Source organism: Lacrimispora indolis DSM 755 (assembly GCF_000526995.1).
In the GTDB taxonomy this organism is placed as follows: Bacteria; Bacillota; Clostridia; order Lachnospirales; family Lachnospiraceae; genus Lacrimispora; species Lacrimispora indolis.
This window is the reverse complement of sequence record NZ_AZUI01000001.1, coordinates 1,363,985-1,378,900: the sequence shown is the minus strand read 5'-3', so window position 1 is coordinate 1,378,900 and position 14,916 is coordinate 1,363,985. Positions and strand designations below refer to the sequence as shown.

Below are 14,916 nucleotides of genomic sequence, written 5' to 3'. Positions count from 1 at the left end.
TTGGCTGAAAGGAGAGAAGATGGCAGGAAAGAGACCAAACATTGTATTTATTTTAACAGATGACCAGGGGATCTGGTCCCTGGGCTGCTATGGAAATCGGGAAATCAGGACACCCAATTTAGACCGGCTGGCCCAGGACGGCGTCCGCTTTGATAACTTTTTTTGTACCTCCCCGGTCTGTTCTCCTGCCAGGGCTTCTCTCCTGACAGGAAGGATCCCGTCCCAGCACGGCATTCATGACTATTTAAGCGGCGGCAACGGGGGCTGCGGGCAGGAGGCCATTGAATATCTGAAAGAATACAGGGGTTATACGGATATTCTGGCGGAGAACGGATATACCTGCGGGCTCAGCGGAAAGTGGCATTTAGGAGACGGAAGGAGACCTCAAAAGGGGTTTTCCTTCTGGTATTCCCATCAAAAGGGCGGCGGACCTTATTATAACGCTCCTATGTTCCGGGATGGGGAGCCAGTGTGTGAAAAGGGCTATATCACGGATGTGATCACGGATGAGGCCCTGGCCTTTATTGACAGGGAGAAAAATAAGGAAAATCCCTTTTATTTAAGCGTCCATTATACGGCTCCCCATTCCCCCTGGGTCAACAGCCATCCAAAGGAGTACACGAGCCTGTATGAGGATTGTCTGTTTGAAACCTGCCCCCAGTCTGTTCCCCATCCGTGGGCTAAGACAGAGGTGCTGGACGGGTATAAGAATTCCAGGGAATGCCTCATAGGATATTTTGCGGCGATCACCGCCATGGACAGTAATGTTGGCCGGATTTTGGAAAAGCTGGATGACGAAGGGCTGACAGAGGACACCATGATCATTTTTACCAGTGACAATGGCTTTAACTGCGGTCATCACGGGATATGGGGAAAGGGAAACGGAACATTTCCTTTGAATTTTTACGATTCTTCCGTGAAGGTTCCCTTTCTTATAAGCCATAAAGACCATATTCCGGAAAAACGGGTTTGCCGGACCATGTGCAGCGGCTATGACTTTATGCCCACTCTTTTAGAATATCTGGGCCTTGAGAATGAGGAAGAGGATAAGCTGCCGGGAAAAAGCTTTTTCAATGGCCTTATGGGTGTTGAGGAAGAAACGGAAGGTCCTGTGGTTGTATACGACGAATACGGCCCGGCCCGGATGATACGTGATAAACGGTATAAGCTGGTCCGCCGGTATCCATACGGCCCGGATGAATTCTATGATCTGGAATCAGATCCGGGAGAAGCATGTAACCGGATCCAGGATGAGGACTGCATGGAAGTGATCGGCCGTATGAAAAAACAGATGGAACTGTGGTTTCTTAAGTATGCGGATCCAAGGATCGACGGTTCCAGAGAACCGGTTTTGGGCGGGGGACAGAGCTGTATGGCCGGAGTCCTGGGTCCTGGAATCAATGTTTACGGAGAGAACAAATAGAAAGTGGGGAAAAAACCTTGAAGGAGAAGGCAATTAAGAGGTCGTATGTTAAGACTCAGACGGGAGACAGGATATTTGCTTTTGCACTGCTGCTTCCCGCGATTATTACAACCGCAGCATTCATATTGATTCCGGTGGCGGATTCCATTTACAGAAGCTTTTTTGATTATAAGGTAAAGAATATTATTTCGGGAAAACCGGGAGTGTGGAATGATTTTGCCAACTACATAAAGCTTTTTTCCAACGGAAAGCTGGTTCCTTCCATGACAAATACCCTGATGTTTGTGTTTGGAGTGGTCACCGCCCAGTTTGTTCTGGGAATGGCCCTGGCCCTGATTTTAAACACCAATATAAGGTTTTCACGTTTTATCCGCAGCATTATGATGGTGCCCTGGGTGGTGCCTACCCTTATATCCGGACTTGTCTGGCTGTGGCTGTTCCAGCCCCAGTATGGCCTGGTAAAATATTTCGCAGGAGTCCTGACCGGAGGAAGGGTGACTAATCTGGCGGTTTTAAATAATCCCTCCACGGCTATGCTGGGCGTATCATTGGCAGCCTTGTGGAAACAGATTCCCCTTGCAGCCCTCCTTCTTTTGGCCGGCCTTGCCAATGTGCCTGAGGAAATTCTGGAGGCAGCTAAAATTGACGGGGCAAACGGGGTTCAAAGATTTTTTAACATTGTGCTGCCCTATATGAAGAGCGTGATCAAGGTCACGGTTTCCATGTCCATTATTGAGAACTTCAAACAGTTCCCCTTATTCTGGACCATGACAGGGGGCGGACCAAATAACTCCACCACCACCATGGCCATATTAAGCTACCGGGAAGCCTTTGTTTCCAACAATTTTGGCTCCGGAGCGGCGGTCACTACGGTATGGATGCTTCTGATGATTGTGGTGGTATTTATTTATAACCGCATTTTTCGGACAGATGACATGTAAGGAGGAGGCAGAATATGAAACGAAACCGTACCTTAAACAACATTCTGAAGTATGTGGTTTTAGGCCTCATCCTTTTGTTCCTGCTGTTCCCTCTTTTATGGGTTCTGATCACGTCCTTTAAAACCAATATGGAGGCATATAAATTTCCGCCCACCTTTCTGGTGAGGAATCCTACGATTCAAAGCTACATCAATTTATTTACTGTTGATAACGACTTCTTTACTTATTATAAAAATAACTTTGTTGTGGCAGGAAGCGCCGCGCTCATCACCACCTTTATGGCGGTCATCTCCGGCTATGCCTTATCCAGGTTCCATTTTAAATGGAACAAATGGATCGTGGCGGCATTTACTTCCGCACAGATGTTTCCTGTGGTCAGCCGTTTGATTTCCCTTTATAAAATCCTTGGGGACGTTAAACTGATTAATACCCATCCAGGGCTGATCCTGGCTGTTACGGCGGGCATGCTCCCGTTCACCATTATGCTCATGTCCAGCTTCTATGACGGGATTCCAAAAGAGTTAGAGGAAGCGGCCAGAGTGGATGGAGCGGGCAGATTCGGGACCCTTTTTAGGGTCGTGGTCCCTCTTGTAAAGCCGGGGATGCTGGCAGTGGGCATTTATGCATTCCTGCTTTCCTGGGATGATTATCTGCATGCTTCCACCCTGATTCAGACAGATTCCCTGCGGACTCTGTCGGCAGGCGTGGCACTCCGTTATCTGGGCGAGCTTTCCTATGACTGGTCTCTGATCAATACCATTTCCATTGTGGGCACCATTCCCATGGTAGTGATATTTTTCTTCTTCCAGAGATATATGGTCAAGGGCCTGGTAGCGGGTGCCGTAAAAGGATAAAAAAGGAGAAAAAACCATGCTTGTAACGAACAAAGAGAATTTAATGAAAGCGGCAAAGTCAGGATATGCCATTCCGGCTCTTAATACACAGGGAGGAAATTACGACATCATCTGGGCCGCCTGCAGGGCGGCGGAGGAAATGAAGTCCCCCATCATACTTGCCCATTACGTATCCACTGGGGCTTATTCCGGCAACGACTGGTTTGCAGAGGTTTGCAAATGGTGTGCGGGCAAGGTATCTGTTCCCGTATCCATTCACCTGGATCATGGCGCGGATTTTGATATCTCCATGGAGGCATTGAAGCTGGGTTTCACTTCTTTAATGATCGACGGCTCTGCAATGCCTGTAAAGGAAAATGCGGCCATGACCAATGAGGTATTAAAGGTGGCTAAGTGCTTTGGAGTGCCGGTAGAGGCTGAGATAGGAGAGCTTTTGCGCCTTGACGGCCAGGGGGCTGTTATGGAAAATAAGAATATTGTGGATCCTGAGGAAGTAAAGGCGTTTTTAGAACTGTGCCGGCCGGATTCCCTGGCAATCGGCATCGGCAATGCCCACGGATATTACAGGGGAGAGCCTGATATTCATCTGGAGGTTTTAGAGGCGGTGAGGCGGTTTACGGATATTCCCCTGGTTCTTCATGGCTGTACCGGAATGAAGGAGGCCATCATCAGGGAGGCAATCAAGCTGGGAGTGGCAAAGATCAATTTCGGCACGGAGATCCGTTATAAATATGTGGAGTACTACGAAGACGGCTTAAAGACCATGGATCATCAGGGTCATTCCTGGAAGCTGTCCCAGTATGCCAATAACAGGCTGACAGAGGACATTAAGGACATCATCCGTTTGGCAGGGTCAGAGGGAAAGGCCTGATTTGTCTGATAAGAAAAGAACCGTTTGAGAGGAGTTTTGACATGGAAAAGAAAAACAGCCAGTTGACTTATGACGAAATATACAAACAGCCGGAATCATTTGAAGCGGTCAACAGGACATTGGATGAGATTTATAAGGTCCTGGATCAGGTATTTGCGGAAGGATACGAGGAGTTGATCTTTACCGGCTGCGGCACCAGCTTTTATCTGGCACAGGCTGCCGCCCATGCCTTTTCCGCTTACAATTCAATACCGGCAAAGGCCGCGTGCTGTTCCGAGCTTTATTATTTTCCGGAGACCTTTGTGAAAAACAGAAAGGTCCTGGTTCTTCCCATCACCAGGAAAAGCTATACCACCGAAGTCCGTCTGGCCATTGATAAAGTGAGAAGCTTTCCAGGGGTAAAAACTCTGGCAATTACCTGTGACAAGGACAGCGAAGCCTATAATGATTATGTGATCCTGTCTCCGGATACTGCCGAGGACAGCGTGATCATGACCCGTTCCTTTACCAGCATGGTCTATCTGACCGTGATCATGGCCATGTATGCGGGAGGGAAAAAGGATGAAGTGTCTGCCATGGCGGACTATGGAAACAGTGCAAGAGACGCCCTTAAGAAAATGGATGATCTGGCAAAAAAAATCATCCGTGAAAATGGGAACCTAAACTTATACATTACCCTGGGGCAGGGGATTTATTACGGGGTAGCCAATGAGTGCATGAACAAGATCAAGGAAATGGGAATATCGAATTCAGAGGCGTATTACAGCCTGGAATACCGCCATGGGCCTATGAGCCTGGTGGATGAGAACACGCTGGTCCTTTTCTTGAGCCACCGGGAGACAGAAAAAGAGGATGCAAAGCTTTTGGTTCAGATGAAGGGATACGGCGCTGTGACGGCTGTAATCGGAAATACCGTCTCTGCTCATATGAAGGAGGCAGATTACTGCCTGGATCTGCCCTATGGATATAACGACATGCAGAATGCGGCGCTCATAGGATTTATCGGGCAGTTTATCGGTTATTATATTGCTGAGAAAAAGGGCATTGATGCGGACAATCCAAGGCATCTGTCCCAGGCCATCGTTATCCAGTAGCTTTTCTCTTATAGAGCCGCTGCAGAATGAAAAAGCCGCCTGCCGTTCTGTTATATAGAGGGAGATGGTGAAATTCATAAAACCAGGGCAGCCCGTCGCTGAATTGACTCAGAGACCGGGCTGACCTGGTTTTTATGTAACCCTATTCTTCCTTTATTAATTGCTCCAGAAGGTTTTTAGCCATAAGAATATCCGTTTTTTGTTCCTCTCCGGATATTTCCCGCTCTATGGTGATATCTCCTGTATATCCTATTTCTTTCAGCTTTGCTACAAAAGCAGGATAGTTGACCTTTCCCATGCCAAGAGGCACTTCCTGGCCCAGCATGTGGCCGTCTGTGGGATAGTTTCCGTCTTTGCCGTGAATTCCCATTACGTATTCCCCGAACACATCAAGGGCGTCCACCGGATTTGCTTTGCCGTACATGATCAGATTGGCAGGATCTAAATTGATCCCTATATTTCCTTTTCCTGCTTCTTTTTCTATATCCTGTATGGCTCTTTTTAACGTAACCGGAGTTTCCTGTCCTGTTTCAAAAAGAAAATTCTGCTGATTCTTTTTACATTCCTTTACCAATGTTTTTAAGCACGCCAGAACGCCCGGATAATTGGGATCGTAGGGATTTTCCGGCATGTACCCCACATGGGTCACCACATCCCTTACATGTATCATGGCTGCAAAAGCAATTCCCTTTTCCAGCATCTTCATCCTTTCAAAGCGGAAGGCCTCAGGCACAAGGCCCAGAGTAAGCTGCCCGTCATAAAAATCCCAGACTTTTGGGCCTTCCCAGCCGCACCAGAAGGCTGTGATATCCACCTTGTGACGATCTGCGGCTGTGTTTACTTTACCTGCAATGCGTTCGTTCATCAATTCCTGATCCCAGCATACCAGCTGGCAGCTTTCCATCCCCATGGAGCGCAGCTCCGCAAATTTTTCATCCACATCCGTATCCCGGAAAAGTTCTACCATAACTCCAATTCTCATGGGAAATCCCTCTCTTTCTTTTTATTAACCCTTGACAGCTCCGGCCGTAATGCCTCCCACAATGTGCTTCTGCATGATCACAAAGAAAATCAGGCTTGGAGCCATGGACATGACGATTCCCGGAAGGGCGTGTTCCCAGTCCGCCGTCTGGGCGGAAAACTGCATATAAAGGGCATTTTGAATGTTCATGGCCTTGGCATTGCCTCCGACGATCAGCTGGTTGGTGATGATGTCATTCCATATGGCAAGGGTATCCAGAACCACCACCGTGGTCAGAATGGGCTTTAACAGCGGGAGAACAATGGTAAAATAAGTCCTCACCTTTGATGCACCGTCAATGCAGGCACATTCCTCCAGCTCAATGGGAACATTTTTTACAAAACCGTGGATCATATAGACCGCTAAAGGCATGCACAGTCCTGTGCTCACCAATATGTATCCTATCCTGAGTCCCGTCATGCCAAGGCTGGCAACCAGCCTGGTGAGAGTGATCATGTAGGACTGGAAGGGAACCATCATAGGCATGATAATGAGTATAAAGCATACCGAGGACAATCTGCCCTTTGTCCTTGCCAGCTTATAGGCTGCCATGGGGGCCAGCAGTGTGATCATTGACACCGTACACGCCGTATACAGCAGGGTATTGCTGATGAGCATGGGAAAACGGAATTTTGTCCAGGTTTCCATGTACATGTTTAAGCTCCAGCTTTCAGGCAGGGCCAGGAACTTTTGAAGCATGTCGTTGTAGGGTTTAAAAGAATTTATGAATATGAGAAGCAGGGGCATCAGCCAGAACACGGAACAGATGAACACAACAGCGGAAAGTACGCTGATTTTCTTCATTTTTTTCATTACGCCTCAATCTCCTTACCCTTTGTTACCTTAAGCTGTATTGCCGTGACAATGAGCACGAACACTACAAACACCAGGGATTTAGCAGTAGCCATTCCGTACCGGTTGTTCATAAATGCTTCCTTATAGATATTGTACGCCACGGAAACAGTAGAATTGGCCGGCCCGCCTTTGGTAAATACCATGATCACATCAAACAGCTTAAATGAAAATGTCAGGGAGGTAAGCATACAGATGGACACTGCGGGCATGATTAAGGGAATAGTCACCCTTTTCAACACCTGGAATCTGCTGGCTCCGTCAATTTTTGCAGCCTCGATCAGCTCTCTTGGCACAGAAATGATTCCTGCAATATAGTTTACCATATAGAATCCCAGATTCTGCCATACGGTCATGATCACCACCACAAAGAATGACAGCTTTGCTGAACCCAGCCAGCTCCAGTGGAACACCTCCCAGCCGGTTATCTGATATAAGGCCTCAAATCCCGGTCCAAGAATGAATTTCCAGATCAGACTGATGGCCGTCAGGCTTATGATATACGGTATGTAATAAAATGCCCGCCCCACACTTGAGCTTTTCTTCTCCTCTGACATGACAAGCGCCACCGTCAGGGACAGGATGTTCACCGCCACCACATAAAATACTGCAAATCTTAGGGTAAATGCGGCGCTTTTCCAAAACAGTGCATCGTTTGAGAATATATTAACGAAGTTCTGAAGGCCCACAAACTTCATGTTCTTACTGATTCCATTCCAATCAAAAACAGAGTAGTACAGGTTCATCAGAAACGGTATGTCTGTGGAAAAAAGCACAAACCCTACCGCCGGAAATACAAACAATGCGAATATTAACAGATCTTTTGCTTTCCCTTTGTCTTTCACTTTCACGCCTCCCAATTTCCATTTCCATCAGGCCGTTTAAGCAGGAGATTAGTTTTTCTGAGCCTGCCAGCCTTTCTGGAATTCTTCTGTCACCTGCTCCGCAGTCATGTCACCGATCATATATGCCTGAATGGCAGGGCCTACGATATCGGAATATCCGTTGGGTGCTATGGTGTGGATCCAGCCGTTTGTCTTGCCTTTTTCTACGTATGATGCCGCATCGTTAGCCAGGGCACCCTTTACTTCCATGGTTGTCTTGGCTCCCGGAACACCTCCTACGCCTTCGCACATCCATTTCTGGCCTTCCTCTGATGTGAGGATGTATTCCAGATATTCCTTTGCCAGGTCTAAATGCTTGGAATCCTTGTTCACAATATAGGTCCAGTTACAGGAGGAGAGAAGTGTGGCGTCTTCCGGATTATCGCTTACCGGGCAGGGGAGGAATGCCAGGCGTGCATTGGGGTTAAAGGAATCCAGGGTGGACTGGCACCAGTCGCCCATTTGGATGATGGCTGCCTGCCCGTTAGCCAGCATATTTTCACTTGTTTCCCAGTCGATTTCAAGGGGCTTGTCAGGGCCGTATTTTACAGCCAGGTCCAGGAAGCGGAAGAGGTTCTGGAAATTCTTCATGTCCGCGAATTTTAATTCGCCGCTGTTTAATTTCTCCACAACTCCCTTGGCGTCCAGAGATTTATCCATCATGAAATGGGTGGACAGGTGATGAAGGACCCAGGTTTCTTTTCCGGCCAGGGCAAATGGTGTGATACCGGCAGCGGACAGCTTCTCACAGGCTGCTTCAAGCTCATCCATGGTAGCCGGAAGCTCTGTGATGCCGGCCTTTTCAAACAGTTCCTTATTATAGATCAGGCCCATATTTTCATAGGTCCAGGGCAGGGACATGATGTTTCCGTCTGCGTCCTTTCCGGTTTCTAATGCGGCCTCCTTAAATTTGCCTAATACCTCTTTGTCCCCGGACCAGTTATAGGCATATTCATAATACTTCTGGGCTGCTGTGCCGGACTCCACATCAAATACATCAGGAATATCCCCTGAATTCACACGGGACTGAAGCAGGGTGCTGCTGTCGTTTGCAGCGTGCTGCACTTCAATCTTTACTCCTGGGTGGGCCTCTTCAAACTTTTTGGCCATCTCCGCATACTCTTCTAAGCCGTATGCGTGGGCATCAAACACCTTTAAGGTGATCTCCTCTGCCGTCTTTGCCTGATCCTTGGAGACGCTTCCGCTGCATGCCGTAAGGCCGGGGACCGCTAATGCGGTTGTCATCAGGATTGCCAATGCTCTTTTCATCATAATTTTTCCTCCTAACATATAAAAACTTTTATGGTTACCTTTTATTCACGTATTCCTTTGCCTGTTTCCATTCCCTGATCGCCTGCCGTACCGATTGGATGCCTTCTTCAAGAGGGGCGACTTCCACAGGCTTTCCTTCCTGAAGACATTGGATAAAATATTTTATTTCCGTATAATAAGGTCCCAGATTAGAGATGTTGATCCCGGCCGAATCATCGCTTACATCATACTCCCGTTGAAGCTCCGGATGCTGGATCCTTCCGTCATTCCTATAGATGGTCAGAGAGGGTTTTTCCCTTCCCTTAAATACCACGCTGGCTTCCTCAAAGCATGCGTGGAAGCTGGCCTCAAAAGGAAGTGCAGAGCTTACATCCCATATGCCTTCCGTTATGGCAAACACTTTGCCGAATTCATAGGCCGTGAAGATCTGATTGATCATGCCGCTGGAAAAGGCTGTGGCCCTTACGTCAAAGGAATCAGGCTCTCCCAGCATATACCGGAGAAAGTCTAAGTCATGAACGTGGAGGTCTAAAACCACGGAACCGCTTTTTCCTTCCTCGTGGAACCAGTCTTCATATCCCCAGGCGGCATCACCGCTGACCCTTTGCATGGTAATGGATTTCAGTTCCCCAAACCTGCCCGTATCGTAGCATTCTTTTAAATACCGGTATTCGTCGAAGGATCTCACCACCTGGCCTACCATTACCTGAACATGGTTTTTTCTTTGTGACTCCAGAAGCTTTTCAGCCTCTTCCTCTGTCAGACATACAGGCTTCTCCACAAATACATGGATCCCTTTATCCATAGCCGCCAGCGCATGCTCTGTGTGGAGATAGCTGGGAAGGCAGATATGAACGCTGTCCAGGGTTTCCCCTTCCAAAAGCTCCATGCCTGTCTGGTACAGCCTTGCCTTTGGCCATTGAATTGCTGCCTTTTCCAGAAATTCGGGCCTGCAGTCTGCCAGGGCCGTCACTTCCACATTCATTTTCGTTGACAGCGCTTTCAGCGACAGGTTGTGAGTCGTGCCCATTCCGCCGCATCCGATCAGTCCTACATTCATTTTATCATCCTCTTTTCTTAGTTTGTACAGTGACCTTACTAATAAAACTTAAAATTAAAAGCCTTTCCGGTTAAACTGCAAAATTTCGGCTTTTAATTTGAGCAAATCTCATTTATTTGTTGGTTTTACAATAGCATTAAGTGACATATATGTCAATATACTTTTGGATCTCACATGAATTTAATGTAATTTACGATATTTGAGACGATATATAGTTATTAATTTTATATATTATGCATATATTATAGCTATTAATCATGTGGATTTACAATTTATTGTCACTGGTTCTATGGGAGCTCTTACAACTACAAAGATAAAAAGTAAGTTTTTGAGAGAATTATTTTGAATTTTTCAAATAATAGGGCGTTTTATTGTATTTTTACGAGGATTATTGCAACTGATCATTTTTTATGATAACATTATTTAATAATACCGCTTTACTAAATAAGCCATGAGGAGGTGGGGGAAAGCTTCGTCTTCATCAGATCACGAGAAGCGCTGGAGTGAAGTATCTGTGTTTTTCTTTGGGGCCTGAAAATGATCCTGGATGAAAAAACTACTTAAGGTGCGGTATTCCGGAGCTTTATGTGCCCCTTTTCCGGACAGGCCGGGAAATATGAGCGGCAGCTGAATCAGTATTTTATCATAACAAGCAAAGGACAGGCAGGATATTATGAAACTTGTAAACCAGCAGTTAATTAAGAATACAAATATGAAGCAATTATACAATTCCATATACCGGGAGCCAGGGATCTCAAGGGCGCAGCTTGCAAAGGATTCCCGTTTAAGCAAGACTGCAGTTTCCTCTCTGGTAGATGAATTGATTGCCCGTAAATTTGTATACGATTCCGGTGCCAGCGGAAGTACGAATGTGGGACGAAAGCCCAACAGTCTGCTGCTTCGGGCGGAACAGTATTATGTGGCCGTTTTTTTTCTGGAGGAAAAGAGACTGAACGCGGCCCTGGTGGATATCACCGGATCTACATCCTTTTATGAACAGATGGATGTGCCCTCCCCTGATGACTACATTCCAATGTGTCAGGAATATATTCATCAGACTGTGCTGCAGCAGATCGGCAAGGAGCAGTTTCTGGGAATCTGTGTGGTGGTACCCGCCATGATTGATCCTGACAGGCGGGAGATATTTGCCACAACCTTAAATCTTCCGGAGAAAGACTTTGTGGGCCAGATCCAGCGGGCATTCTCTGATTTTCCTGTTGCCCTGTTAAATGATACGGCCTGTTTTGCCTACGCAGAAAAGGTCTACACCCAGATAACAGAAAAGGATTTCGCTTTTATCAACTTCGGGAAAGGGATCGGCGCCACCCTTTTTATCCGAAATGAGATGCTGGGCCGTGCCAGTGCTTCCTATACCCAGTTCGGTCATTATTCCATTGACCCCGAGGGAGAGCTTTGCTCCTGCGGAAACAGGGGCTGCCTGGAGCTGATGATAGGAGAGGCTTCCTTAAAGGGCCGTATTTCCAAAGCAGGGGGCAGCCCGGCTTTCAGAAAATCATCCGCCGTTACTTATGGAAACCTTGGGCAGGCCAGCGTGTATGGAGATGTGGTCTCCTGTAAGGTGGTACGGGATATTGCCGATGAGTTTTCCATGGCTTTGTGCAACTTGATTTGTATGGTACATCCAAAGCTGGTCATCATCGGAGGAAAGGGAAAAGACCTTGGACCCTTATTCCTCCAGGAGATCCAGGAGTGCCTGCGTACCATGGGGTTCCGCCGCATGGTAAGCTCTGTCAGCGTCAGGTACAGCCTTTTAGATTCCAGCGCTCTGTATAATGGCGCCATGAAGTATTTTTTAGATATCCATTATAATTTTACTCAGGATATGGCCGGAAGCTTTTTTATCGGCTGAGTCAAGTTTTCCGGCTATTGTGTTTTCTTATAAAACGGAGGTATGCCAGTGGAAAAGTTAAGAGCTGCAATTATGGGCTGCGGAAGGATCTCTGCCTGCTATGAGGACGCTTTTCGCAGACTGTCGGATTATGTGGAATTAGTATGTGCCATAGACATTGATAAAGACAAGGCAAAGGCCTTTGGGGAAAAATTCAATTGCCATTACTGTACGGATCTGGAAACCGCGATGCAATACCGCATTGACGTGATCCATTTATGCCTTCCCCATTATCTTCACCCTGTCATGGCCATAAAGGCTATGGAGGCAGGAGTACATGTGCTGACAGAAAAGCCCATCGCAATTTCTCTTTTGGATGCGGATCAGATGATGGATGCGGAGAGGCTGACAGGGAAAAAGCTGGGAGTTATTTTTCAGACCAGGTATACGAAAAGTGTAGAAAAGTTAAAGCAGCTTATTGGTGAGGGCTATTTTGGGAAGATTTTATCTGCCAGGTCTTATCTTACATGGGACCGTCCCGGCTCTTATTATGAGGGAAGCGGCTGGAAAGGGACCTGGGATAAAGAAGGCGGCGGCGTCCTGATCGACCAGGCCATTCACAGCATGGACCGGGTGCGGTATATGCTTGGCAGCGACATTGACTGGATCGAGGGAAGTGTACACAACCACTGCCATGAAATGGTGGATGTGGAGGATACCGCAGAGGCAGCCATCCGGTTTAAGAACGGCTGCATTTATAATCTTTACGCCTGCAATTCCTATGCTTTTGATGCGCCTATTACCATAGAATTCCAGGGAGAGACGGGGCGCTGCGGCCTGATACAGGACATGGGGTTTTATGAAGCTGATGGATGCTATACGGAAATCCGGAATACATATGAAACCACAAATGTTGGGCCGGATTACTGGGGGAGCAGCCACCACCTTCAGATCAGGGACTTCTATGAATCCATTCTGTATGATAAGCCTGTGGCTGTCGGCGGACTGGAGGGCAGGAAGACCCTGGAAATGGTTAAAGGGATCTATTTGTCTTCTCTGGAGAGGAGGCGTGTTTATTTGCCATTTGAGGATGTGTATTATAAGGATTTGAATATTCAAAGGGTATGAGGTGCACAAAGAGCTTGGAGGTTATGAGCGAATAGCGAAGGGATTGTGAATATCCGAATGACAACGATGATACAGGCTGCAGGAAAAGCCGTGTTTCTTACTGCATTAAAGAATTGAAGAAAACAAGGATTAAAAAAGGGATAACTGCTGAGGGGATCATTCCATCCCCTCATGCAACAGTCCCTTTCATTGCCTTCCTGTATTTCCTTCCGCTTAATCTGTCATCACTGTTTTAACCCTTTTATTGAAAGAAAAAGCCGACACACGGCCGGCTTTACGTTTCTGGCATGATTTATATCAGAACAATTTTTGCAAGGAGGAAAATGTTAGAAATAAGCATACGATGTAGCAAATCGTCATGCAGATTCTTAAAGCAGTGGGAGCTTTATATCCGGCCGTTGTATCTTTTCTCCAGATCATTAATACAATAAAAGCGCCTGATACCGGTGTGGCAATAGCGGTTGCCAGGTTTGCAATATATATTAACTGAACCGGAGAGCCTCCAAACATAAAACAGATTACCGCTGAAACGGCCAAAACAACAAAGGCTCCGATTTTAATGCTTTTATCCTCTAATGAGGTGGGCTTATCAAAACCGGCATTTAAAAGTACCACACCTCTTTGGGTATTACCAAGCAGAGAGGAAAAACCTGCACCTAGAAGTGCGATTCCCATGATCGGTCTGGCAACACTTCCCATAACAGGAACCAGCATTTCAGCAAGCTCCGCAGGTGATTTTACTATAGTTTTAGTGGGATTCAGTACAATCGCCGCAACCAGCATGACAGCTCCGCTGATCAGTATTACACAGATAACATGAGCGATGGAATCTGCCAATAAGGTTCCGTTAAACAAGTCTTCCTTCTTCCATTTCTTTTCACTACCAAGATAGGTGCCATAAATTCCGGTAGTAAGAGCTGCATGGGTGCTTAAAAATCCCAATGCAGTGGCCATACTTCCTTCCGGAAACCTCCAGGCCGAAAGACCCTTTGCCATTGCGCTCACGCTGGGACCGCCGGTGCCGACCAGGGTAATATAAAAAGCAACAATCATACCCAATACACAGATACCAACACCTTTTTCAATCTTAGAGTAAACCCCTTTAGAAAAATAGCAGTATATGAGTACGCAAATCATGATCATTGCGCCTAGTTTCCAGTCGATGCCAAACACCAGCTGCATACCTGCGCCGGTTCCCGAGATATTACCTATCGTAAAGAAGCAGCAAGTCAAAAATAATGCAAAGCCTGTAAAGGCTGCCGCCCCTTTTCCATAATACTTTCTTATAGCATGAATCGTTGGCATACCTGTCAGCATAGAAAGTCTGTATGTAACCAAAACATAAGTTGAACCCATAAAAGCTATCAGGATATAAAGCCACAAAAGGCTGTAGCCGTATTGGGCACCAATCATCGATGCAGTTGTAATCGCCCCTGGTCCAATTACAATACCGGTCAGAATAATCCCTGGTCCAACTTTCTTTATCAATTCCCCAAATGTCAGTTTCTTAACCGTTGAAGGATCAAAAGTTTCTGCCTCCGCGTTAGCAATATTTAAATGATTCATAGTTTGTCAGCATGGTTTTTAGGAGAACCATACCACCCTCCCTTCTCAACTTCCCCGAAATGAATACAGATACATGGCTATCGGCTTGCTGCTGCAGACAG

Annotated in this window: 13 protein-coding genes; 7 read left to right on the top strand and 6 right to left on the bottom strand. The window is 46.7% G+C overall.

Annotated features, from left to right (window positions below; genetic code table 11):
• Nucleotides 1–19: 19 nt before the first annotated feature.
• From K401_RS0106585 to K401_RS0106565, 5 genes are read left to right on the top strand one after another with little or no spacing between them, the layout of a single operon-like run.
• Nucleotides 20–1,423, top strand: a complete 1,404-nt coding sequence (locus K401_RS0106585) for a sulfatase family protein (protein WP_024292209.1) — start codon at nt 20–22, stop codon at nt 1,421–1,423.
• A 17-nt stretch (nt 1,424–1,440) separates the two neighbouring features.
• The gene (locus K401_RS0106580; protein ID WP_156945250.1) at nt 1,441–2,364 is read left to right on the top strand and encodes a carbohydrate ABC transporter permease; all 924 of its coding nucleotides are present in this window, start codon (nt 1,441–1,443) and stop codon (nt 2,362–2,364) included.
• A gap of 14 nt (nt 2,365–2,378) precedes the next feature.
• Complete coding sequence (locus K401_RS0106575; protein ID WP_024292207.1) at nt 2,379–3,218, top strand: carbohydrate ABC transporter permease; 840 nt, start codon at nt 2,379–2,381, stop codon at nt 3,216–3,218.
• A gap of 16 nt (nt 3,219–3,234) precedes the next feature.
• Nucleotides 3,235–4,089 (top strand): class II fructose-bisphosphate aldolase, encoded by an 855-nt coding sequence (locus K401_RS0106570; protein WP_024292206.1) that lies wholly within the window; start codon nt 3,235–3,237, stop codon nt 4,087–4,089.
• Nucleotides 4,090–4,130: 41 nt separating this feature from the next.
• Nucleotides 4,131–5,183, top strand: coding sequence for an SIS domain-containing protein (locus tag K401_RS0106565; protein WP_024292205.1), 1,053 nt, complete (start codon nt 4,131–4,133; stop codon nt 5,181–5,183).
• Between the two features lie 142 nt (nt 5,184–5,325).
• On the opposite strand, the gene K401_RS0106560 is transcribed toward K401_RS0106565, so the two are convergent.
• From K401_RS0106560 to K401_RS0106540, 5 genes are read right to left on the bottom strand one after another with little or no spacing between them, the layout of a single operon-like run.
• Nucleotides 5,326–6,165, bottom strand: a complete 840-nt coding sequence (locus tag K401_RS0106560) for a sugar phosphate isomerase/epimerase family protein (RefSeq protein WP_024292204.1) — start codon at nt 6,163–6,165, stop codon at nt 5,326–5,328.
• 24 nt (nt 6,166–6,189) lie between these two features.
• On the bottom strand, nt 6,190–7,017 hold the full coding sequence (locus K401_RS0106555) for a carbohydrate ABC transporter permease (protein WP_024292203.1): 828 nt from the start codon (nt 7,015–7,017) through the stop codon (nt 6,190–6,192).
• Nucleotides 7,017–7,901, bottom strand: coding sequence for a carbohydrate ABC transporter permease (locus tag K401_RS0106550; protein WP_024292202.1), 885 nt, complete (start codon nt 7,899–7,901; stop codon nt 7,017–7,019). The genes K401_RS0106555 and K401_RS0106550 overlap by 1 nt, the downstream gene beginning before the upstream one ends.
• Nucleotides 7,902–7,949: 48 nt before the next feature.
• A complete protein-coding gene (locus K401_RS0106545) occupies nt 7,950–9,212 on the bottom strand; it encodes an ABC transporter substrate-binding protein (protein ID WP_084492802.1) in 1,263 nt (420 codons plus the stop codon).
• Between the two features lie 34 nt (nt 9,213–9,246).
• On the bottom strand, nt 9,247–10,272 hold the full coding sequence (locus K401_RS0106540) for a Gfo/Idh/MocA family protein (RefSeq protein ID WP_024292200.1): 1,026 nt from the start codon (nt 10,270–10,272) through the stop codon (nt 9,247–9,249).
• A 673-nt stretch (nt 10,273–10,945) separates the two neighbouring features.
• On the opposite strand from K401_RS0106540, the gene K401_RS0106535 reads away from it, so the two are divergent.
• Complete coding sequence (locus K401_RS0106535; protein WP_024292199.1) at nt 10,946–12,142, top strand: ROK family transcriptional regulator; 1,197 nt, start codon at nt 10,946–10,948, stop codon at nt 12,140–12,142.
• Between the two features lie 42 nt (nt 12,143–12,184).
• Nucleotides 12,185–13,249, top strand: a complete 1,065-nt coding sequence (locus K401_RS0106530) for a Gfo/Idh/MocA family protein (RefSeq protein ID WP_438830316.1) — start codon at nt 12,185–12,187, stop codon at nt 13,247–13,249.
• A 297-nt stretch (nt 13,250–13,546) separates the two neighbouring features.
• On the opposite strand, the gene K401_RS0106525 is transcribed toward K401_RS0106530, so the two are convergent.
• On the bottom strand, nt 13,547–14,815 hold the full coding sequence (locus tag K401_RS0106525; RefSeq protein WP_024292197.1) for an Nramp family divalent metal transporter: 1,269 nt from the start codon (nt 14,813–14,815) through the stop codon (nt 13,547–13,549).
• Nucleotides 14,816–14,916: the final 101 nt, after the last annotated feature.